We start from the raw sequence: 23422 nt of genomic DNA, 5'->3' as shown, positions 1-23422 counted from the left end.
GAGGAGATGGAGGAGATGGGGGAGATGGGGGAGATGGGGGAGAACCCATTACCAATTACCCATTACCAATTACCCATTACCAATCACCACCTTATCGAATATGATTGAGGATACCAGAGGCGATCGCTTCCGCCATTTGAGAGCGAAACGCGGGACTGGCCAAGCGGGCTGCATCCCTTTGCCCCGTCACAAAGCCCACCTCCACTAAAACCGCAGGCATAGCCGTATTACGGAGGACATAAAACCGCGCTCGCTTCACCCCGCGATTATTCATTCCTGTATTGCGGATAATACTACTTTGAATCTCTCGCGCTAACCCGTAGCCAGTGGAATAATAAAAAGTTTCCGCCCCATTCACATTAGATCGGCCTCCCCCAACGGCATTAGCATGGATACTGACAAATAAATCCGCCCCGGCCCGGTTGGCCATCTCTGTGCGGCCTCGGAGAGAGATAAAACGGTCATCAGAGCGAGTCATCATGGCCGTTACTCCATTTCGCTCTAAAATTCGCGCTACTTCTTGAGAAATGGGCAAAATGACATCTTTTTCCCGAAGTCCCCCAAGACCAATTGCACCGGGATCACGGCCTCCGTGGCCCGGATCAATTGTCACCATTACTCGCGTATTAGAGGGAATGCGGGGTTGGGGAGTGCTAGGACGGGGGGTAGGATTGGCGGGAGGGGTGGGACGGGATTGGGGAGGGGGGACGGGAATGCTAATTTGGTCATTATCGGGCAGACTGACAATGGTTTCTGGGGTGGGGGTGTCCTCTCGTAAGACGGCCATTCCCCCACTCGGCACAATGGCTAACCCCCGTGAACTGGCTGAGGCAAACCAATCGGGGCTATTCGGGCTAACATTTAAGGTTAATCGGGCGACTGAGCTAGAGAGTTGTTGTAAATCCACGGATTCAACGCCATAGCGACCAATGGCCTGTCGCCCTTGTTCTGGGAGTTGTGCGCCATTGAGCGTGATGGCAATTTGCCGACGGTTTTCACTGCGCTCTATGTCGATCTGGGGTTGTTGTCTGTTGAGGTGGAGAAAAAAGCCGTTGCGTGTGATTTGGAGGGCTGCATTAGAAGGCTGTACCGGGGTTTGGGAGGTGGTGCGGATGGGGGTGGGGAGTTGGACTGACCATTGGTTGGGGGTGTGGCCGGTAAAGCGGACTTGTTGAGGATCAAGGGTATAACCGGGGGCTAATTCGACGACTAAACGGGTGGTTTGGGCGTTGAATTGTCCGGCCCGTACTGAGTCAATGACTCCCCCAATGGATTGTCGCATTGTTCCCCGGCCTAAGCGAGTGCCGGGTAAGTCGATGACGAGACGACTGGGGTTGGAGATTAATTGGGCGGTGGGTTGAACGCTGCTAGTGGTGCGAAAATTGAGTTGATTTTGGGAGGCATCAAATTGCCAAGAGGCTAATTCTGCGGCTTGTACGGGAGTTGTGGCCGTAATGGCAACTCCTGCCGCGATCGCGCTTAAAAAGAACCGATTGAAACCCATGAGACTTTTGAGTGTGAGTGAGCAAGATTAAAACATCTCAAGACGGGAGAATTAAGGTCTTGTCCCGGCTTTAGCCCCACTTGTTATTGGGGATGTTTTAAGTTTGTGTTTCAGACGTGCAAGGATATTAAAAGATTCCGCTTCGCCTGTGGTGAAACTTTGGCCAGTCAGGGAAGACAGCCCCCCTCTCCTTAAACACAACCTCGCTATCTAGGGTTTTTCAGGGATTCTTCACGGTTTCCGGATCATTCCCCTCACATATAATCCAAAAAGCGAGAAACATCTGGAAGTGTTTACTCGTTAACCGCTCTTGGCTCTATTCGCAGCTACGGGAAGGTTATCTCTCCCCACTCCCTCACCTCACGAAGTAGGTGGGGGTCATTGAAGAGATTCTAATTACTCAAAGCGCGGAGAAATTGCTGGAGACTGCCTAAAATGCCTTTGTTTTGGGAGGGGATTTCGATGCCTTCGGGTGCGTCTTCGGATTCTCCGTTTAAAATGCGCTCTAAGCGGTCTCCGACGGGTTTCTGGGGTTCTTCGGCGAGGAGTTCGTAACTATTATCTTCTTTTTCAATCCAGACTTGCCAGAGGGAGGGATAAGACCGGAAAATCGCGCCGCCGTCGAAGGGTTTGATGTAGTAGGCGGTTTCGAGGGTGCTGAGGAAGCGATCGCGCAATTGCCGGGCTGCGTAACCAATACCCACAGTGGCGACGCTTTCTAGTTGGGGGATGAGGAGGATTACGGGGCGATCTCCGGCTAAATTGCACAGTTGTTCGACTGGGCCCACTTCTACCGCAGAGGGAGCAATGAGGAGGAAGATTTGATCCTCGTCGCTAACTTTGTTTTCTACGGGGGTGAAGCGACTGCCAATATCGGTCACACTAAATTCTGTATCTCCCCAGTCGCGTCGAGCGAGGGAAGCGGCCCCAGTATCGGGAAAGACCACTTTTAATCCTGAGCCGTAGTCTTTGCTGAAATATTGGGCAAACTGGAGGGCGATGGCTTGCGCTTTCAGGGCAATTTCGGGGATGACCAGTTCGACTTGGACTCGTTGTAGTCCGGTTTCTAGGGCGGTTTCTACGGCTTTTTGGGATTGCGCGATCGCATCTTCGAGAGTTTTGGGAATTTCTAACATCAGGACCAATACTGCTACTGTCACCTATTTACATTGTACCCTAGGGCTGGTTAGCAGTTGATAGTTGATAGTTGATAGGGGAGATGGGGGAGATGGGGGAGTAACTACTGGTTACTGGTTACTGTTTACTGTTTACTGGTTACTCTCGGTGAAACTAAAAATCGCTGGAAGTTGGCTAAAAGCCTTGCTGTGATTAGTTTCTGACCTTCTTGTTAGGTTAACTTTCTCCTCCTTCCTTCTGGCAGACTGAGCGAAGTCGAAGTCTGCCCTCTGCCTCCTGCCTTCGGATGCTGGTAACAGTTTACTGTTCCCAGTTCCGGAGTTCCCTGTTCCCTTTTTCACAAAGCAAAATCCGCCTTAAACTGTTGCCGAGTCATGGGTTGGTTGAGTAAGAGTCCTTCACCCCCCAAAACCTCCACAGGTTGCCCCTCAATCTCTAACCAGACCTTTCCTTGGGGGTTAACACTGGTGGCCGTATATAACACTTGGGCCACTCGGCCTGTCATAGACATTGTTCCCCCACCAAAGGCAAAATCCTCGGACAAATTCACATGAATGCCATCCGCTTGGGTCTGTACCCCTAACAGCTTAGTCCCTTCCGGGATAGTTGTGGCATACGCCTCACTCTCCGGCCCGTTTAACAGTTGCTCAAAAGCAGTGGTGAGAGTATCGTCTAAAGACCCATCCTCTTTGGTTTCGATGGTGACAGGAGAGGGAATTAAATCAATTTCTCCACTGTCCGTATCTAACCAATAGAGTTCCACCTGTTGGCTTTGAGAGGCTTGTTCTGTGCCAGAATTTTGCTGTTCTGGGGATTGTTCTGAGGCGGTGGGGTTTTCGGAGTCCGGAGAGGGTTGTTCGCTGTCTGGGGCGGGATTTTCTACCGTGGGAGAGTTATTTGTGTTAGGGTTCGGGGCATTATTACATCCCCCCACCGTCAGGAGTAACCCAGAGAGTGTGGTAATGAGGGTGAGATTTAAAACTTTAATGTATTGGCGTTTCATAGGTTTAACAAAATAGAGTCTTCTTTTCTTTCATCAGGCCACAGGTCAGGATCAGGAGTATTATCATAACTTGACTGTCTCAGGACGTGGAGAACATTCCCTGTCGCTCACTTTATCCGGGTTGATCTCCAGGGTGTATCGTTGAAAGGACAGTGACTTCTCCTGGGGTGACAGTTAATCTTGCGCGGGGAGATGCACGAAGGCCGCTAGATTGAGGGCTTGGTCATCTATTTCTAATTGTAGGAGGCGAACCGTAATTCCGGTATGGTCGAGGGCGTTCAGAGTGAGGCGATCGCGCAAATTCTCCTCCACCACCCCCATAATAAAATTAGGCAATTCTTCCCCATCTAACCAAATTTGCGGATTCTCTAAGGCAATTTTAGCCCCCGTTTCCAGTCCCAATCCCGTTTCCAGTTGTAGATCAAGTTCTTCACTCACCTTCCCCTCTCCATCCAAGGCCCGGAGTTGTGCTTGCAGTTGTAAGCGGTTATCGTCGAGAAAATCAAACGTCAATGTCGTCAGTTCGTAGCTTTGCTCCGCACGTCCAGGTATATTGGTGGCAATACCTTGGGCAATTGCTTGTAAACGCTGCTGCCACTCCTCCGACGCTAACATTTGATTGAGATCAGCTTCCGTCATCTGCAAACGTACTCCCGCATTGAGAGGTTGACGGAACACCGTGCGAAAGTCCTCCACCCCATTTTGTATCGCATCGAGATCAACATGAACCGGATCGGTTTCCAACTCTAACACTGCCACCCGCAATTCCGGAGTCAGATAAACCCCCCGACTGGCCAAGCGAACTTGGTCTATTTTACCCTGTAACACTTGATGGGTGGGGGTGTTGTCGATACGAACTTCAAGGGTGTCAGACGGGAGACGGGACCGAATCTGATTTTCAACCACCGTATCCAAAATCACCCCCACAGGGGTAATTCCCGCCAACAACCCCGATAAAAGAATCGTAATCCATTCCATCTCACATCCCTCACAATCCTAAACTATTCACAATTACCATCCAACTGTAGCGAAACGGGAAAATTTATGTTTGTTGTTTGTTTTTCGTTATTAGTTGTGGGTTATTTGTTCTTAAAACAGCACCAATCCGTTCGTAGTAAGCTCTTTATAGCTTCCCCATCCGTTCGTAGTAAGCTCTTTATAGCTTCCCTCCGTATTTTTAATCCTTAATTAAGCGACTTTTGGACTAATTTTTCTCACTTCTACTTCATTTTCAACCAATCAAAGATTTGTGTTGCAGTAATTTTGAGTTCGATGTCAGTCAACACAGGTAAGTCATCTTGTCCAGAAAAAATAATGGGTTCTTGCTTCGGTTGAAAAACGAGAATAGAACGATCACTGGGATCAAGTAGCCACCCTAATTGACTCCCATATTTTAAGCAATGTAAAATACTGGCTGTAACGCGGTTAGAGGATTGTTCTGGAGATAAAATTTCAATTGTCCAATCAGGAAATGAATTAAACCTGTTGATTAAATCCCCTTCGGGTGTCGTTGGGATTCGCTCCCAGCGTAAAATGGAAATATCAAGGACAAGGGAGCGATCGCCGAAAGTACATCGCAATTCTGGAAAAGCACAAGCCGTTTGTTTTGCTTCCCCCACTTGGTTAATCGCTTCGCACAGTTTAAACTGTAAGCGGCTATGTTGCGCTTGTGGCATTGGTTTTTGTCTCGCCTGACCATTATATTCCCAAGCCGGAGATTCCTCAATATAGGGCATTTTGAGGAAGGTTTCAAGGCTTAAAGACTGGACAGGGGTGCTAGTCATAGTTGGGATATTCTTTCTTCGATTTATTATGGCATAGAGGAAGAATGGGACGCAGAAGTGAACATCTTTAAAAAATTGAGTTTTTAATTTTTATTCGCTGAAAATCTCTTTGAAAAGAGGCTAATAATTTATTGACTTCATTCGGAAAAGTAGGATAAATATTATAAAAAAAGTTTTTATTATGTGCTATCAAAAGTTGGGCTATTTTTTTAGAAAATGTATTAGAAATTAAATAATAGTTTTCTTGTACGTCAAAATCAGCATCTAACCCTAGAAAAGAGCGACCTAAATCAAGATTCAGTTTAGATTTATAATACTTGCATTCACAACCCATGATGATATCTTTGGATTGAGGTGTTTGTTGATTATATTTTTTGTCTCGACAAGACTGTGCTTTGTCATAAGGAATAATACAAATATCACATTCATGTTCAACACCTGACTTACCTTGAGTCATGATTCCAACATGAACTTCTAGTTTAAAGTTTCGATCAAACTCTAAAACTGCGTGAGTAAAAGAATCATTATTTGTGTAAATTTGTCCCGGACTTTGACGAAATGTTAAAAGTTTAGCTCTTTTTCCACTTCCATTAAAATATTGAACTGGTCTGAATGTTCCTTCTGCTCTAGCTGCATTAATAATAATTAAGAAAATATCGGCAACGTAAGATAAATAATTATATTCATAACTCTTTTGCCAATAAGGCCATAAATATTCACGACTCTCAAATTCCGTTTTGAGTTCTCTATATATAGAAGAAACTTCTGATGCTATAGGATACCAAAGTATTGCTCTTGCAAGGTCTCGTAAAGATATTTTAAATTCGTTTATTTTTTCTATCATATCTTCACTTTCTTCTGCATCTATTTCAAATTCTATGAATTCTCCTGTCTCATCTAGAAAATGAATAACTGCTTCTTGTAATGTTTCTTCTTCAACTTCGTTTGTCAATAACTCTATAATTTCTTGTCTGAAGTACGTTATATCTGTAAATGAATTTTCAATGGTGTCAATTAATAAAAAAAGCTTTTTTCTCCATGGTTCTTCATCTATATATAAATTATCATAAGAGCTATAAATTTCTGATTTTTCTTTATCTGGATATAACCAATCTTTATATAGTCTATTATTGGAATACAAAATTGGTGATCGGTCTCTGTAATATGACTTAGGATATCTATCAATAGTCAATTGATCCTCTGGATTTTTTTCTTCTATTTCATCTACAATCCAGCTTAAATCATAGTCAATTAGCAACTTTTTTAGTTCCTTATATACTGTTTTGCATTCGTCTTCAAGTATAGCCATAACTCCCTCTAATTGAAATTACTCAAAGTTTGTAAATTTTATTTATTAAATATGTTCTTTGAGACAAACATAATTATCCCTACTCAACTAACCCCAATTAAGTAAAAATTGTCCCACCCATCATCTTCTGATACCGCACCTCCAACTCCTCCTTTAACGACGGTAAACCCGCCAACTCCTGATCTGCCAAAAGAATCTTCTCCGCCGCTTCCCTAGCCAACTCCAACACATCTTGATCTTCGACTAAACTCGCCAAAGCAAAATCCGCTAACCCCGACTGACGAGTCCCCAAAACTTCCCCTGGCCCCCGCAACCGTAAATCCATTTCTGCAATAAAAAAGCCATCCTGAGACTGTTCTAACACCTTTAACCGTTGCTTCGCATCGGGATTATTACTACTGGTCATTAATAAACAATGGGACTCGTGAGAACCCCGGCCAACTCTCCCTCGTAACTGGTGTAATTGGGACAGACCAAACCGTTCCGCATTCTCAATTAACATCACTGTAGCATTGGGAACATCCACCCCGACTTCAATGACTGTCGTAGAAACAATAATTGGGGTTTCATTCTCCCGAAATCGGGTTAATGCTTCATCTTTTTCCGAGGAATTTAAACGACCATGTAATAAACCAATTTCTAAGTCCGGAAAAACTTTCTCTTGTAAATATTCATGTTCCTCCACTGCGGCCTTCACATCTAACTTTTCTGACTCCTCAATCATGGCCAAAATCACATAGGCTTGGCGGCCTTGGGAGACTTCCCGACGGATTAATTCATGGGCTGTTTTACGCTGTTTAGCCCCTAAAACCGTCGTGTTAATGGGTTGTCGTCCGGGGGGGAGTTCGTCAATTTGCGACACCTCTAAGTCCCCGTGGAGGGTTAAGGCGAGGGTGCGGGGGATGGGGGTGGCGGTCATGGTGAGGACGTGGGGGGAGTCCCCTTTATTGAGGAGTTTTGCCCGTTGTTGTACGCCAAAACGGTGTTGTTCGTCGATGACCACTAACCCTAACCGTTGAAACTGTACGGGGTCTTCAATTAAGGCGTGTGTCCCCACCAGTAAGGGGAGTTCTCCGGTGAAGAGTTGACCGTGAATTTCGCGCCGTTTGCGGACTCCGGTTGACCCGGTGAGGAGTTCGACGGGGAGGTGGAGGAGGTTGAACCAAGTGACGATTTTTCGGTAATGCTGTTCGGCGAGGACTTCAGTCGGGGCCATTAAGGCGGCTTGATAACCGGATTGGAGGGCGGCGAGGATGGCGAAAATAGCGACGACGGTTTTCCCTGACCCCACATCCCCTTGGACAAGACGGTTCATGGGGGTGGGGGCGTTGAGGTCTTGTAAGATGTCGCTGACGACTCGTTTTTGGGCGTTGGTGAGGTCGAAGGGGAGGAGGTCTTTAAACCGTTCCATGAGTTCCCCGGTGGGGGGGAAAATGGCACTGGTTTGCTCTTGTTTGTGCTGTTGGCGACGTTGCAGAAAGCCGAGTTGGACGTAAAAGAATTCGTCGAAGATGAGTCTGCGTCGGGCGTGGGTGAGGGTTTCTAGGTCTTCGGGGAAGTGGATTTGGGTGATGGCTTCTTGAAGATTAATGAGGCTGTATTGTTTTTTTAGGTCCTTGGGGAGGGGGTCTTGGAGGTGTTGGACGGCGGGGAGGGTGGCGAGGACAGCCCGACGGACGACATCGGCGGAGACTCCTTCGGTGAGGGGATAGACGGGGAGGACGCGACCAATGTTGAGGGATTCGATGGTTGCTCCGGGGCCGTCGAGGATTTCGATTTCGGGGTTGTCTAGGGTGATGCCGTATTTGTTTTTTTTCACGAGGCCGGAGGCGGCTGCGATCGCGCCTTTCGGATAATTCTTCTCCATTAATTTCTGCCAACCGCGATTGGAGAAGTAGTACCCATTAAAGAAGCGGGTGAGTTTGAGTTGTCCGGTGCGATCGCGCAAGCGAATATCTAAGATAGTCAAACTTTTCCGTTTCGGACTACTAAAACAACTACAACTCTTAATCGTCCCCACCACCGTCACGGTTTCCCCCGGCACAAGTTCCGCAATATCCACCTGACGGGCATAATCAATATGGTCACGGGGATAATAAAACAGCACATCCCGCACCCGCAACAAGCTCAACTGTGCCAAGGCTTTACTACTCCCCTTACGGACAATTTCCGCCACTTCCGTCAACGGATCATCTAAATTGGGGATTTCATCGACTTCACGGGGTATAGAGTCTTTAACCCCCACAGGTTGAACTTTAGGAGTTGGAGTTGAACGAGAGTCGCGCTGAGGTTGTTCTGCACTACACTGGAGATTCTGCACCAAATGCCGAGCAGAGGAAACCAGCGACTTCCGTTCTTCGGGAGGTAAATAGGGATATTGGGCAAAATGTTGGGCTAACGTTTGCCATCTCCGGCGTTGGTCCGGTGTTCCTAGAGATTGGGGCAACATTTCCCCAAAACTGAGACACATAAACTCATGGAAGCGGTACTGATTCCCCTGTAAATTGGTGAATCCTCGGTCTGCTTCCACGGCCAGAGCTTTTTTGAGTCTCATCCAGTCTGGTTGCATTGTTTAGTGGGTAATGGATAATGGGTAATGGATAAGTGGCGATCTAGCCGAATTGTTCGGATTTACAGAGTCTTGCCATAGAGGCAGCGATCGCATCCACATCGTCTCTTATTTTATCGGCTTTGCTAATCTTCAAACCAACTAGAACGCCATGCCGCTTCCGCCTCTGCGATCGCCTTTTCTTGGTGCAGCTTCTGATCTTGCTTGTGCAACCGTTTCAACTGTTTAATCAAACCCCGCAACTTATTCCGTTCCCCAGTTAAGGTGGGATCAGCAAACTCAATCTCCGATAACCGGAGACGAAGGGCTGTCACCTGCATCACCGTCGAATCCTTCGGCGACTTCTCATTCTCCGCCTCAATCAACAAATTTAACTGATTCGGAGCCCCACCCGCCCCACTCGGAGAATTTTCCGCCTCAATAGCCGCTTCCAAAAGTTTCGGCGGTAACTTTTTCGGTAAAATCCCCGCCGCTTGTAACCGTTGGTTTGTTTGATTAGATAAATCCTGCAACTGCTCCACAATCAAGGCTTCCGCCTGTTTAAATTCTTGGAGTAAACGACCCGGATGATTGGGATCTGTATTTCTCCCATCAGAAGACTTAGCCAACTCCGACTCCTCATCCTCCTCATCCTCCTCTACATCTTCATCCTCCTCCACATCTTCATCCTCCTCTACATCCTCATCCGACTCCGCATCCACCTGCACCAACATCTCCTGTAATTCCGCCGTTGGCTCTGTCTCCTCCTCCGTCGCCGCAATTAACTCACTCGCCAAATCCTCATCTGAATCCTCAGAATCCCGTTTTCGCGCCTCCATCTTCTCCTGCTGTTCCGCCATTTTCTGAAACAGTTGCTCCCGAATCATCTTCAACTGTTCCGGCGTAATCGGTAACTTACTCAACACTTGAGTCGGTGCATCCTCCCCAGACCCCCCCGCCTGGGATTTCTCCTGCTCTAGTCGCGCTTGCTCTAACGTCCGTAATAACTGTTCCGCCGCCGTTTGGGACAACTTCCGAATATCTTGCTGGAGTGATTGACGCTCATTAAAATCCAACTTTAAAAAAAGCTCAGGATAGGTCTGGGTACAAATTTGATAACTGGTCATAACGACACTTCGTTTCACCGACTCCCCCAGATGTGTCAGGTAGCGCGTGTATTGCTGCTCAATCTGTTCCTTCAACTGCACTACATTGTCCGCCAATCCCGCTAAATCTTGTTCAATTTTTTGTAGTGACTTGACCATATAACTCTTTTAGGCTTAACCGCTTCAATCTTATAGTTTAGCGTTGAAAAATTTCTGATCGTGTTGAGCTTTTTTAGAGAAAACCGTTATCCCTTCTTCTTTTAGTGAAAAAAGGCAAAAGTCGAAAAAACTTCGTACCTTTTGCCTTTTAGTCTCAATCTCGATTTCAGTGATCAGACTGAAATAAGACTAGAGTTGCTGATGGCTCTAGCTTACCCCTGTCCGGTTTGTGCCGCCACTTCCTCAGCCAAGTTACTTTCTTCTTTCTCAATCCCCTCACCGAGAACAAAACGGCTAAAGCGACGAACTTGGATATTTTCGCCAATTGTACCCGCCATTTGTTTTACCAGTTCTTCAACGGTAATATTTTGGTCTTTAATATAGGGTTGATCCATCAAAGACACTTCTTTGAGACGTTTTTGAATCCGTCCATCCACAATTTTTTCTCGAATATTCTCCGGCTTACTCGCCAAATCTTCGCGCCCCATTTCGATTTGCTTCTCGCTTTCCACGAAATTTTTGGGAATATCATCAACACTGACATATTCCACATTGGGACAAGCCGCAATTTGCATAGCGAGATTGTGAACCAACTCTTGGAACTCGTCACGACGAGCCACAAAGTCCGTCTCACAATTCACCTCAACTAAAACACCAACGCGGCCTCCGGTGTGGATATAACTCCCCACCAAACCTTCAGCGGCCACGCGCCCGGCTTTCTTCTCAGCAGAACTGATTCCTTTTTGCCGTAGCCATTCCGTCGCCTTGTCCATATCGCCCTCACTTTCGACAAGGGCTTTTTTGCAGTCCATCATCCCTGCTCCCGTCTTCTCTCTTAGTTCTTTGATTAATTTAGGAGAGATTTTTGGAGCATCTTTTTTAGCTGCTTCAGGTTGAGCGGCGGCTTTAGGAGCTTCAGAGGCTTCTTTTTTCGCCTGCGTTTCCTTTACTTCCGCTTTCGGAGTGGACTTTGCTTCGTCTTTTTTCTTTTTTTTCTTCGCCATGACTCTATCGGGATTCGGTGGTCTCTGACTATTTATTTTGACATCCTCTCTCAGCAAATCAAAGATTATACTGAAGGTTTACCCAACTTGGCAGTTGGGGGGTTGCTTTTGTAATGAGTCCATAGACTCCAGCCCATTATTCTTCGCTGTCGTCTTCCTCATCCTCATCGTACTCCTCATCCTCATAATCATCGTAGTCCCCTTCTTCGAGAGCGTCCTCAAACTCCTCTCGTTCAGGATCCAGTTCCCCGTGATGCCCTTCATAAATAGCATCAGCGAGCTTTCCGACAATTAATTTAATAGACCGAATGGCATCGTCATTAGCAGGAATGGGAATATCCACATAATCGGGATCACAGTTGGTATCAAGCAACGAGACAATGGGAATCCCTAATTTTTGACATTCGAGAATCGCATTATATTCCCGTCGTTGGTCAATGATCACCACAATATCGGGGGGTTTCCGCATCGTTTTGATGCCTCCCAGATATTTTTGTAATTTATTTAACTCCCGACGGAGAACTGAAGCCTCTTTCTTAGGACGTTTGGCCAACGCGCCACTTTCCTCTAAGCGTTCCAGTTCTTTGAGTCGTTCAATGCGTTGTTTAATCGTTTCCCAGTTGGTCAGCATTCCCCCCAACCAACGCTGGTTAACGAAATAAGACCCGCACCGGAGTGCCTCTTGAGCAACAATCCCAGCGGCCTGCCGTTTTGTCCCAACAAAGAGGAATTTTTTCCCTTCTTCAGCCGAAGTCCGGGTATAATCGTAGGCTTCTTCCATCAACTGAGCCGTTTGCACCAAGTCGATGATATGAACCCCATTGCGTGAAGTGTAGATGTAGTTATCCATCTTAGGATTCCAACGGCGCGTTTGGTGGCCGAAGTGAACCCCTGACTCTAGCAAGTTTGCAAGTGAAACAACGGGCATTAAATTTTCTCCTTTTCTTCGGGTTTATCCTCCATCTAGGTGTGGTTTCCACTGGGGGAAACACCCGAATCCCTAGATGTGCGAATTTTTGACAACTTTTCTAGGGTAGCACAACGGACTCCAAATTGGCCAAACTGGCCAGGCAACATATAATCCGCCCTAAATGAGTGAATTATCGTAGGTTGGGTGAAACGCAGTGTAACCCAACGTTTTTCACTGGGGGATGTTGGGTTACGCTATCGCTTCACCCAACCTACAATCAACTAAATTAGTAAAGAATTAATCATTGTAGGGTGGGCATTGCCCACCCAAAGAGCGTTTCATTATTTTTTAGGGTCTTTTGATACCGGATTCCGTCTAACCCAACATGGACAGAGGGTTTGTTGGGTTACGCTACCGCTTCACCCAACCTACAATTTTAATTGTTAATTATTAATTGTTAACCGTGATATTTTGATTAAATAAAAATTGCAATTGTTCTACATTTTTTTCTTGTAAATAAACCCGTAACTCATAATTTCCGGTCGGTAAATCTGCAAACTCCCCCGTCACCGTATAATTACAAATACATCGGCAATATTCTCCCACATTCCGTTCCACCACCGTAATCACCTTTTCCTCTTGATCAATATCACTGGATAATTCAAAATCGGCACAGCACACATAAGTTAACCCATGGGAAAAAGAAAACGCCTGTGAATCGCTGTGAATTTCCAGATTTTGAATTAAATTAGAAGCCATAGGGCGGGAACTGCGGGTATTGTCTGGGGTGCGAACCACTTCGGGTAAATGGGTCTGATAGCCCTCACATCCGCTAATGGTATAGTCAAAATGGGGACTGGGAGGGGTTTGGCTAAAGACGGTGAGGCCAAATGCGCCACAAAACAACATGACGAAGATTATTGTAGTCCAAATGGTGTGCTTCATTGCTCTGTCCCCAACCCTTGTATCTCAACTATAAGTGAAGACTCTAGAATTGGTCAGTGAGTTTCCTTTTCTCTAAGCAAAATTAAAGCCAATTTTGTGGTCTCATTTTTTTTGGCTCATACTTTCCCCCTCTTTCCCATTACATCTGAGGTTTACCACTTTTGTCATCCCGTCAGCCCCCAGTGGGGGACGAGTCCGGTTCAAAGGGGAAACGATCAGTTCAGTTTCGCACCAATGGCTACGGAAAAATTTGGGATTACCCACTCGACCCCGGACGGAGTTTAGGAAAACGACTGCTTTAAATAATGATGATTGCCAGGAGTTTGTAGAGTTACAGGGGATGTTGGTGGAGTCGGAGAGGTCTTGGTTGGTGGATGTTGCAGAGATCGACCGATAGATGTTTGATTGATCGGTACAAAATCCCAATACCACCTAAGAAGACCCGTTACACGACCCGTTTGGGATTAGCCACCCCCCATCACCGCTTGGGCAAGTCCAATGTAGAGTGGTATTCCTATGGCAAGGGCAATCGGTGTGCCGACGGCTGTGGATGAGCCGATGTAGGCGGAAGGATTGGCCTTGGGAATGCCAGCCCGTAAAGTGGGTGGCCCTGAAATGTCCGAACTGGAGGAGGCGATGACGGCTAGGATTACGACACCGCCAGGGCTGAATCCTGTGGTGATGTGGGCAATATAGCCGAGACCGAAGCCAATCAAACCATGCAACAGAGGGGCTAAAAAGGCATAGACGGCGTACCACTGGGCGACCTTGCGCAACTCGCCGATCCTTGCCCATGCTTCCATACCCATCACCAGCATCAGAACCGAAAGAAAGCCTCGGAAAAGGGGATTGAAGAAACTCTCATAAACACTTTCCGGTCGAGTTACCAAACCAAGAACGATGCCGAGTAACAGTGCGGATAGTGCCGAGCCTTGGAGGCTTTCTTTCACGATAGGCCAGATTTCGACCCGTTTTCCTGCGTTACCGCTTTTCTCATTGAGATATTCCTGCCGGGTGGTGGGATACTCCGGCTCGCTAGGATACCCGCCTGCGGCAACTGGCTGCTTGTTGAGAGAGTCCTGCTTGCTGAGAGCCTCCTCCTTGGATTTTTGCTTGCCGACATAAATGCTAGCTAAGACGATCGCGGTTACGAGTGCTGGGATGTCCATGAAAGGATAGAGGGCAGCCGCCCAAGCCTCGTATTCCATACCTTCCGATTCCAGCATTGTCAGGCCGGCGGCGAGGGTAGAGCCACTCACAGCCCCGAATAAGCCCCCGGTCGCAATGGCATCGACAGTTTTAACTTTCGGCAGCTTGGCCAAGGTGTTGCAAGCGATGAATACGATAAGCATCCCGATGACCGCCGCGAACACTGCGGGCAACAACATCTCGGCCAGATTGGCCTCGCGGATTGCAATGCCGCCCTTCAAGCCGACTCTCATCAGCAGCATGAAGACGATGAACTTATAAACCGCATCGGGAATTTGCAGTCGGCTATTGAGGGCGGCGACAACCATACCACCAATCAGAAAGCCGAGTGTCGGGGATTGTAGCTTATCCCCGAAGCGTGTTAAAAAATCGGACAAAAACTCCACGTTGTCATTCCTCCTTAATCATATCTTAGGGGTCAGGACGGCAGGCAATAGATCAATATCTATTAAAACCTGAATCTGTATGTGTTTAATTCTATGCGTTTAAGTTTATCTTAAAATCTGCACAAATTTGCGATTGCTCCCCATATATCTGCTAAGTAATGTCAAATCCTAATCATAAGTTTTTCTTTTAGTTGCAGCAAAGCCGTATATCTCTGGTCAATGTCAACGGCAGTCTAGATCAACGGCGATCGCAGCATTGGCGATCTAGATGTGTTGACCGTCTATCAGTCGTGGATGGGACGGCAAACGGCAGATTATTCGTCCATAAACTCCCCTGCCATCTCATCTTGAGTCCGGGTAATCGCCGCAAAAGGATAAGTCTTGTTTATCAAATGCTTCTGCGAATTTGAGTCGAGAGAGGGTAGTGGATTCGTCGAGTTTTGGCATAAACTGAAAAGTATTGTTTAAGGCAAACCCATAGAATTTTGTCTTAAATTGTCCAAACAGAATGCGTTAAGAGGTAACCCACATGACCCAGCAAGCTAGCAAGCTCGTCATTGTTACGGAAAAATTGTTGCTGAAAAAGATTACCAAGCTCATCGACAAAGCCGGAGCTACTGGTTATACGGTAGTAGAAGCTGGCGGTAAAGGCAGTCGCAACGTGCGATCATCAGGACAACCCACCGTTTCTGACACCACCTCGAATATCAAGATCGAGGTACTCACCGCCAATCGGGATATAGCCCTGAAGATATCGGATGAGGTTGCAGCGGAGTTTTTCGAGGATTATTCGGGCATTACCTATCTCTGTGAGGCGGAAGTTCTGCACGCGCACAAGTTCTAACCCGGAAAATGGGGTTCAATCCCGGTTCTTTCTCCTACGGAGACGCTACGCGAATGACCAGTTCATGAAAACCTTTTAACGTCTTGTGCGACTTTTTAAAACCCCTGAAGGGTGTTAGAGAAACAAGACATTGGCTAAAATAGCCTGAAATCCTGATTCTGTCCTAGAAAGTCGCACATCACGTTTTTAGTAGCGTCCTGTCCTGTAACAGTCGAGACGTTGAAAATGAGGGACTTCCCACTCACGATGTTAACAGTCAAGCAGCAATAGCCCCTAAACTTGCGTTAGGGTCAGGTTAACGGGACAATTTGTGGGCAACTCTTTCACACAGGTTACTATGAGTAAACTAGCCATTATCAGCGTCAGCGACAAAACGGGCATTGTTTCCTTTGCCCAACAACTGGTTAACGAGTTTGATTTTCAGATTATCAGTAGTGGGGGGACAGCGAAAGCGTTACAAGATGCGGGTATCCCTGTTACTAAAGTGAGCGACTACACCCAGTCGCCCGAAATTTTAGCAGGACGAGTGAAAACCCTCCACCCCCGCATTCATGGGGGCATTTTAGCCCGGCCCGACGTGCCGGAAGATATGCAGGAATTGTCAGACAATGACATTCAGAAGGTTGATCTGGTGGTGGTGAACCTGTATCCCTTTGAGCAAACCATTGCCAAACGAGATGTCACAGTAGCAGAAGCCATTGAAAATATTGATATTGGCGGGCCGACTCTCCTACGGGCTGCGGCCAAAAATCATGCCCATCTGACAGTGCTTTGTAACCCTCTCCGCTATGAGGACTATTTAACAGAGTTACGGAATAATAAGGGGGGAACGTCCCTAGAATTCCGGCAAGCCAGGGCTTATGAAGGGTTTTCCATGACGGCGGCCTACGATAGCGCAATTTCGGCTTATTTTGCTGAATTAACAGACAATGCCAGCAATTTAAACATTGCCGGGAGTCCCATGCAGAAACTCCGGTACGGGGAAAACCCCCACCAAGAGGCCACTTGGTATAAAACCGGGGATGAGGGTTGGACGACGGCAGAGAAACTGCAAGGGAAGGAACTCAGTTATAACAATTTAGTGGATTTAGAGGCCGCCCGGCGTGTGATTAAAGAGTTTACCGATGAACCCGCAGCCGCCGTTCTCAAGCATACTAACCCCTGTGGGGTGTCGGTGGCTTCTACCCTCAGTGCTGCCTATCAGCAAGCCTTTAATGGGGATTCTGTGTCGGCGTTTGGGGGGATTGTGGCGTTAAATCGGCCTATTGATGCCCCTACTGCTGAGGCGATGACGAAAACCTTTTTAGAATGCGTTGTTGCCCCGGGTTGTGAGGAGGCGGCCAAGGCGATTTTGGCGAAAAAATCCAAGTTACGGGTGTTAATTTTGCCTAATTTTAATGAGGGGGCGTTAACCAGTGTGAAAGCTATTGCGGGGGGAATGTTGGTGCAGGCCGCCGATGATTATATGGATGATCCCAAGGAATGGCAGGTGGCCACGGAGACAAAACCCACGGATGAGGAGTTGGGGGAAATGATCTTTGCGTGGAAGGTGGCCAAGCACGTGAAGTCGAATGCTATTGTGATAACCCGCGATCGCGCAACCCTCGGAATCGGGGCCGGCCAAATGAACCGGGTCGGGGCCGCCAAAATCGCCCTAGAAGCCGCCGGAGAAGCCACTCAAGGCGCGTGTTTAGCCAGTGATGGCTTTTTCCCCTTCGATGATACCGTCCGCGCTGCTGCCGATGCAGGGATTAAAATGATTGTGCAGCCGGGAGGCTCAATTCGGGATAAAGATTCCATTGCAGCGGCCAACGAACTGGGCATTATCATGGTCTTAACTGGGACTCGTCATTTCTTACATTAATTTTTGGTTGGTTGTTGGTTGTTGGTTGTTGGTTCTTTGTGAACAAGAAAACAGGGAAATCCGGAAGGGAATGGTAAGAAATCACAATATCTCAACATCCGGGAAAAAGATGCTGTAGGGATCAAGATGCTGTAGCGATTAAGATGGTCGCACTACAGGAGTTTTCCCATTATAGAAGTTGGGTTTAAATGACGAACCGCTTAATACCTAAGCCACAGGTATTTTCAAAATAAACTCACTCCCTTGTCCTAACTGAGAATGACATTCAATCGTCCCACCGTGTTTCTGTTCGATAATTTGTTGACTAATTGCCATTCCTAACCCTGTTCCTTTCCCTACATCTTTCGTCGTGAAACCTTGCTCAAAAATCTGTGTCACTACCTCTGGACTCATTCCCACCCCATTATCTTTAATCTTCACCCAAATTTCTTGCCCCTCCTGTTGAGTGGTGATCCAAATTTTGTTCGGGGTTTGGCGAATCTCTTGAAAAGATTTTCCTTGGTTAGACTCCTCTAAAGCATCAATGCTATTGGCGAGGATATTCATAAATACTTGGTTTAACTGACCGGGGAAACATTGAATTGTGGGGAAATCGCCGTAGTCTTTAATAATTTCGATTTCAGGACGAGTTTCATTGGCTTTGAGACGATGTTTGAGGATCATTAGGGTACTATCAATCCCTTCGTGAAGATCAAAAGCGGTTTTGTAGTCCTTATCGGTACGGGAAAATGTCCGCAGACTGGTACTGATATTTTTGATGCGATCGCACCCCACTTCCATAGAGGCGATCATTTTCGGCAAATCTTCTAAGAGATACTCTAAATCAATCTCTTCGGCATGATCTTCAATGTCTGGGGAAGTAGGAGACGTTTCTGCGTATAGGTTTAAATGTTCAATTAAGTCCGTTAACCCCAGTTTCGTTTCGTTTAAATTCCCCGCAATGAATCCCACAGGATTATTAATTTCATGGGCAACCCCTGACACTAAATTCCCTAATGTGGACATTTTTTCATTTTGGACAATTTGCAGTTGTGCTTGTTTGAGGTCAGTTAACGCTTGTTGCGCTTGTTGATACAGTTGAGCATTTTGCCAAGAAATGGCCACTTGGGTACAAAGGAAGTTCAAGATTAAAATGCGATCGCTGGTAAATATCTCTGCAATGGTTTGATGTTTCAAATAAAGAATCCCCACTAAGTCCCCTTGGTTCAAAATTGGCAGACAGAGGAGACTTTGAGGGGTTTCTTGTTGCAATGTCTCATCGATCACGGGTAAATGGGTTTGACCCCGATCAATCATTACCACTTCTTGGGTATTTTTGACGTACTGAATGAGCGTTGTGGGGACAAGGGGATGGGTCTCGAAGGGGTCAGAGAGGAGTTGTATCTCGTCTGGGGTGGCAATGGCTTTCACTTGCCATTGAGGGTCTGCACGGAATAACAAAATACATTGATCTGCCCCGGAATGGTGCAAAATAATCTCTGTGAGTTGGTGCAGGAGATCATCAATGTTCATTGTCCCGGAAATGGCTTGGGAGGCTTTGAGAATCCCTGCAAAATCTAAGACGCTGTTTATATTAGAACCTGAAGAAGAACCAGTTGCAGGGGTTTGACCCTGGGTAGAAACTTTGGGAGTGGCTACAGAAGCTAGGGTTTCCAGTAAGTTAAAGGAAACGTGAGTTTGGAGAATGGGTCTGAGCAGGTCGGGGTAACGTTCTTCTAGGTCGTTGGTTTTGGCTTTTGCCCCCCAACGACCATAACAGTAATAGGCTTCTTGTAAATAGCTGGCGGCGACTTTTTCTTTCCCCCAGTGTAGATAAAATTGGGCTGCGAGTTCATTGGCTAAGGCTTCTTGTTGGAGGTATTGGTGTTCTTTGGCTAATGCGATCGCGTGATCGTACTGGGTGATAGCCTCGGCATAATTTTCCTGAATGCTGGCTTTTTCCGCGTCCAGTAACGCGGAAAAGTGTTGATAATTTTCAGGACAGTTTTCTGCCCACACTTTAAACTGCTGACAATGGCCTTCTAACTGCTCAAACCAGTCTTTTTGACCCGTTTGTGCGCCAATTTTGGCGATACTCAGGGCTTGATACAAATCATGTACGATCAGTTGGTATTGACTATAAAGCGAAGGATGGGTTTTTTCAGCCGTTAACCCCAGTTGATACGCTTCCTGGTAGTTTCCGTAGTGGAAGGCGAGAAACGCTTTAGAAAAATAATAGGTACTCATCCCAAACAGATATTGAGTCTTGTTAAACAGCTTCAGCGCGTTTTCTTCTTGAAACTGCTGATCATCCAAACTCAAGCGGTTTGGTAGTTTACCCTGGAGGTTGGCGACTACTTGCTGTTGAATTGCGATCGCAAATGCCGCAGGGGGTTCTTTTTTCTCAGCAAACTTAAACAAGCTATGATGCTCTGTAAACACCGTTTCCAAGTTATCAAAGAGTAATAATTTTTTCCAAAAATTAAAAGACCCTCCGTGTAAACACCAAGATAACTCTCCCGCTTCTAAAGCAGGTTGAAATGAGGCTTTAACCCATTCTAAACTTTCTGCTAACGGTCTTCGCCAATGGCTCAAAAAACTGCCAAAGGTCATAGATACTTTAGCTTTAATCACAAAAAGATTTGCCTGTTCATTCAGGTGGAGTCCTAATGCACCAAATTGTTCACCTTTTTTATACTTCCCAAAAATACTAGATAACACAGTCCCATACCAAAGATACACAAAACCGGATAGGGTATTATTCCCCTCGGTTAAACAAAACTTGGTCATTTCTAAAACCACCAATATCATTAAATGGGGATTGGTGATATAAGTGGGGGCCATTAAATTAATTAACAACGTGAGGATCATTTGCTTTTCTGCATCTTCTATTAAAGGCAGATGCTCTAATTCAGCAATATCACGATTTCCCATCTGCTTTTCAATGTGTTGGGCGACTGAATGTAGCATTTCTTTGCTCACATTTTCAGGTAATTCTAAACCCAACATTTTTAAACTTTTTAAACCCACTTTAATCCCTTTGTCATACAGTGCAAGATTTTGGTATTGCACCAGTTGAATGGCATGAATTGAGGCTTGGTCTAATTTAGACTGGCTTTGGTCTAAAATGATCTTCACTAATTGTTCTGCCTGTTCAACATTGCCCGCCAAATATTGACATTCTAAACATTCTTGATACAAAGCAAAAGTGAGTTTATAGTTCGTTTTCCAAGTCTGGTTCGGGAGAAGTTTAATTCCTTGAGACAAGAAATCAATACTCGCATTGTAGGCAATAGATGCTTTCGCTTTTTGTCCTGCCCTTAAATTCAATTCACAAATTTTTAAACGTTCTTCAACTTCAACAATTTGAAACACTCCTTTATTCAAATGACCGACCACATCAAAAAGAATTTCATCTAAGTCTTCTGCGGGAGTATTTTCTAGGAGTAATTGACCTAAAGTGTAGTGAAAAATTGGCTTTTTTCCATCTTCAATTAATGAATAAGCTGCTTGTTGAACCCGATCATGGAGGAATTTATATTGTGAATTAGAATACTGCCTGTGTAAGTCCGTATCATCTTCTCCTAGATACACTTTGTAGGTGTCATCTTGAGGTAAAACTAATCCTTCAGCAATGGCAGGCCAAAGAGATGCTGCGGTTTCTTCTGGTGTTGTTTCTCGGACGATCGACAACATATCTAAATTAAATTGGTTGCCGATACAAGCAGCCAATTTTAAAACTTCTCGCGTCTCTGAAGAAAATTTTTGCAACCGTACAATCATAAATTGGACTACATCTTCAGTTAAAGCTAATTCTTGTATTTCGGTGAAATTATATTGCCAGTATTGCTGCTCAATATTAAATGTAATTAAGCCATCATTCTGTAATCCTTTGAGAAATTGACTGGTAAAGAAAGGATTTCCTTTTGTTTCTTGGAAGGTTAAATTACTTAACGTTTTCACTTGGTCTAGGTTACACCATAGAGTATCAGCAATCCATTGATTAAGCGTTGCGGCACTCAAAGGTTTTAAAATAATTTCTTCTAAAAAAACTTGATGTTTTTTCATTTCTTCTAAGGTGATAATCAAAGGATGGCTGGCATCTACTTCATTGTCCCGATAAGCCCCAATCATGAAAAGATAATCACTCTCAGACTCACTCATTAACAGTTGAATTAATTTTAAAGAGGCAGAGTCCGCCCATTGTAAATCATCTAAGAAAATGACGAGGGGATGGTCTGGGGCAGTAAAAACATTGACAAATTCTTGAAACAGTAAATTAAAGCGATTTTGGGCAGCACTGCCAGAAAGTTCCGGGACTGGCGGTTGTTTTCCGATGATTTTTTCCAGTTCAGGAATAACTGCAATAATGACTTGGCCGCTATCTCCTAATGCGTCCAATATTTTCCCTTTCCATTGTTGTAATTGATGGTCACTTTCTCCTAACATTTGTCCCATTAAATCTCGAAAAGCCTGGACAAAGGCACTAAAGGGGATATTCCGTTGAAATTGGTCGAATTTTCCTTGAATAAAATACCCTCGTTTTTCGACGATGGGTTTGTGAACTTCGTTGACCACTGCTGTTTTCCCGACTCCAGAATATCCTGCGACTAGGAGGAGTTCACTGTTTCCTTGACTCACACGGTTGAACGCATTTAAAAGGGTGTTGACCTCTTGTTCACGACCGTAGAGGGTTTCTGGGATGACAAAGCGATCGCAAGTGTCTCGTTGTCCCAGTTCAAAAGCAACCACGGTTCCGGTTTCTTCCCATTGGGTTAAACATTGTTCTAAGTCATACTTGAGTCCTAATGCACTTTGGTAACGGTCTTCTGAGTTTTTGGCCATGAGTTTCATGATCAAATCTGACAAGATTTTAGGAATTTCTTCCCTGTTCCCTGTTCTTTGTTCCCTGTTCCCTAAAACCGGAGGAGTTTTCGCAATATGAGCATGAACTAACTCCATCGGATCATCACTTTCAAAGGGGAGTGTCCCACTCAGGAGTTCATAAAAAGTCACTCCCAAGGAATAAAAATCACTGCGATAGTCAATTCCTCGGTTCATGCGTCCGGTTTGTTCTGGGGAGAGATAGGCCAATGTCCCTTCTAAAACATTGGGGGTTTGTAGGGTTTGGGTTTCTTTAGGAAGTAAGGAGGAAATACTAAAGTCAATGAGTTTCACCTGTCTCGTTTCAGGGTGAATGAGAATATTGGCCGGTTTGATATCTTTGTGAATAATACGATTTTGGTGGAGTTGATGGAGAATGTCGGCCAGTTGAATGGCAATGGTGAGAAATTCGGGAGTTGTCAGGGAGGAGGTAGGTTGTTGTTGGATAAACTTCTTTAAAGCAATATCCCCTACATCTTCCATGATCAGTGCATAGCGGTTCTCATAACGTTCTAAAGCGTAAGGTTTGACAATTCCTTCAATTTTGAGATTTTTGGTGATCGCGTATTGATTGCGAAACTGTACTAACTCGTTAAAAGAAGGATATTCTTTTTGCATTAATTTAATGACGACGGGTTTCGGACTATGATTATCGGTCTGTTGTGCGCGATAAACAATGGTGCGATCGCTTTTGTGGAGGAGTTCCTCAATGGTGTATTGCCCAATTTGGAAAGTTAGAATATTCATGGGTTCAATCAATGGAATTTTGTGATCTAACTGAGTCTAAGTATGAATTTTTGTAAATCTTGTTTGACAAAAACTACTCTATTATTTTTGAATCCATTAT

At 45.6% G+C, this 23422-nt stretch carries 17 protein-coding genes; 4 read left to right on the top strand and 13 right to left on the bottom strand.

Annotated features, from left to right (window positions below; translation table 11 throughout):
• Window positions 1–91: 91 nt before the first annotated feature.
• From PN462_RS16450 to PN462_RS16400, 11 genes are all read right to left on the bottom strand, one after another.
• Complete coding sequence (locus tag PN462_RS16450; protein WP_272129905.1) at window positions 92–1504, bottom strand: N-acetylmuramoyl-L-alanine amidase; 1413 nt, start codon at window positions 1502–1504, stop codon at window positions 92–94.
• Between the two features lie 392 nt (window positions 1505–1896).
• On the bottom strand, window positions 1897–2640 hold the full coding sequence (locus PN462_RS16445; protein ID WP_272129904.1) for a DUF1995 family protein: 744 nt from the start codon (window positions 2638–2640) through the stop codon (window positions 1897–1899).
• Between the two features lie 338 nt (window positions 2641–2978).
• Window positions 2979–3644, bottom strand: coding sequence for a GerMN domain-containing protein (locus PN462_RS16440; protein ID WP_272129903.1), 666 nt, complete (start codon window positions 3642–3644; stop codon window positions 2979–2981).
• A 174-nt stretch (window positions 3645–3818) separates the two neighbouring features.
• Window positions 3819–4622: an LmeA family phospholipid-binding protein gene (locus tag PN462_RS16435; protein ID WP_272129902.1), complete on the bottom strand. Its 804-nt coding sequence runs from the start codon at window positions 4620–4622 to the stop codon at window positions 3819–3821.
• A 242-nt stretch (window positions 4623–4864) separates the two neighbouring features.
• Window positions 4865–5428 carry a Uma2 family endonuclease gene (locus PN462_RS16430; protein WP_272129901.1) on the bottom strand — a complete coding sequence of 188 codons (564 nt, stop codon included), beginning with the start codon at window positions 5426–5428 and terminating at the stop codon, window positions 4865–4867.
• Window positions 5429–5495: 67 nt separating this feature from the next.
• The gene (locus PN462_RS16425; protein WP_272129900.1) at window positions 5496–6737 is read right to left on the bottom strand and encodes a hypothetical protein; all 1242 of its coding nucleotides are present in this window, start codon (window positions 6735–6737) and stop codon (window positions 5496–5498) included.
• A 97-nt stretch (window positions 6738–6834) separates the two neighbouring features.
• Window positions 6835–9306, bottom strand: coding sequence for an ATP-dependent DNA helicase RecG (gene recG / locus PN462_RS16420; RefSeq protein WP_272129899.1), 2472 nt, complete (start codon window positions 9304–9306; stop codon window positions 6835–6837).
• A gap of 125 nt (window positions 9307–9431) precedes the next feature.
• Complete coding sequence (locus PN462_RS16415) at window positions 9432–10550, bottom strand: hypothetical protein (protein WP_272129898.1); 1119 nt, start codon at window positions 10548–10550, stop codon at window positions 9432–9434.
• Window positions 10551–10762: 212 nt separating this feature from the next.
• Window positions 10763–11554: a translation elongation factor Ts gene (gene tsf / locus PN462_RS16410; protein WP_272129897.1), complete on the bottom strand. Its 792-nt coding sequence runs from the start codon at window positions 11552–11554 to the stop codon at window positions 10763–10765.
• A gap of 136 nt (window positions 11555–11690) precedes the next feature.
• On the bottom strand, window positions 11691–12482 hold the full coding sequence (gene rpsB / locus PN462_RS16405) for a 30S ribosomal protein S2 (RefSeq protein WP_272129896.1): 792 nt from the start codon (window positions 12480–12482) through the stop codon (window positions 11691–11693).
• Window positions 12483–12914: 432 nt separating this feature from the next.
• Window positions 12915–13409 (bottom strand): hypothetical protein, encoded by a 495-nt coding sequence (locus PN462_RS16400; protein WP_272129895.1) that lies wholly within the window; start codon window positions 13407–13409, stop codon window positions 12915–12917.
• 250 nt (window positions 13410–13659) lie between these two features.
• Here PN462_RS16400 and PN462_RS16395 point away from each other — a divergent pair, with 250 nt between their 5' ends.
• The gene (locus PN462_RS16395; protein ID WP_272129894.1) at window positions 13660–13806 is read left to right on the top strand and encodes a hypothetical protein; all 147 of its coding nucleotides are present in this window, start codon (window positions 13660–13662) and stop codon (window positions 13804–13806) included.
• 67 nt (window positions 13807–13873) lie between these two features.
• Here PN462_RS16395 and PN462_RS16390 read toward each other — a convergent pair whose 3' ends face one another.
• Complete coding sequence (locus PN462_RS16390) at window positions 13874–15004, bottom strand: sodium-dependent bicarbonate transport family permease (RefSeq protein WP_272129893.1); 1131 nt, start codon at window positions 15002–15004, stop codon at window positions 13874–13876.
• Between the two features lie 191 nt (window positions 15005–15195).
• Here PN462_RS16390 and PN462_RS16385 point away from each other — a divergent pair, with 191 nt between their 5' ends.
• From PN462_RS16385 to purH, 3 genes are all read left to right on the top strand, one after another.
• Window positions 15196–15414 (top strand): hypothetical protein, encoded by a 219-nt coding sequence (locus PN462_RS16385; protein ID WP_272129892.1) that lies wholly within the window; start codon window positions 15196–15198, stop codon window positions 15412–15414.
• 119 nt (window positions 15415–15533) lie between these two features.
• Complete coding sequence (locus tag PN462_RS16380; protein ID WP_272129891.1) at window positions 15534–15848, top strand: P-II family nitrogen regulator; 315 nt, start codon at window positions 15534–15536, stop codon at window positions 15846–15848.
• 337 nt (window positions 15849–16185) lie between these two features.
• Window positions 16186–17712 carry a bifunctional phosphoribosylaminoimidazolecarboxamide formyltransferase/IMP cyclohydrolase gene (purH, locus tag PN462_RS16375; RefSeq protein ID WP_272129890.1) on the top strand — a complete coding sequence of 509 codons (1527 nt, stop codon included), beginning with the start codon at window positions 16186–16188 and terminating at the stop codon, window positions 17710–17712.
• 207 nt (window positions 17713–17919) lie between these two features.
• On the opposite strand, the gene PN462_RS16370 is transcribed toward purH, so the two are convergent.
• On the bottom strand, window positions 17920–23322 hold the full coding sequence (locus PN462_RS16370; RefSeq protein ID WP_272129889.1) for an ATP-binding sensor histidine kinase: 5403 nt from the start codon (window positions 23320–23322) through the stop codon (window positions 17920–17922).
• Between the last annotated feature and the right edge of the window lie 100 nt (window positions 23323–23422).

This window comes from Spirulina sp. CS-785/01 (assembly GCF_028330525.1).
In the GTDB taxonomy this organism is placed as follows: domain Bacteria; phylum Cyanobacteriota; class Cyanobacteriia; order Cyanobacteriales; family Spirulinaceae; genus JAQMSD01.
The sequence above is the reverse complement of the archived record's forward strand: the minus strand, read 5'-3'. Positions and strand labels throughout refer to the sequence as shown.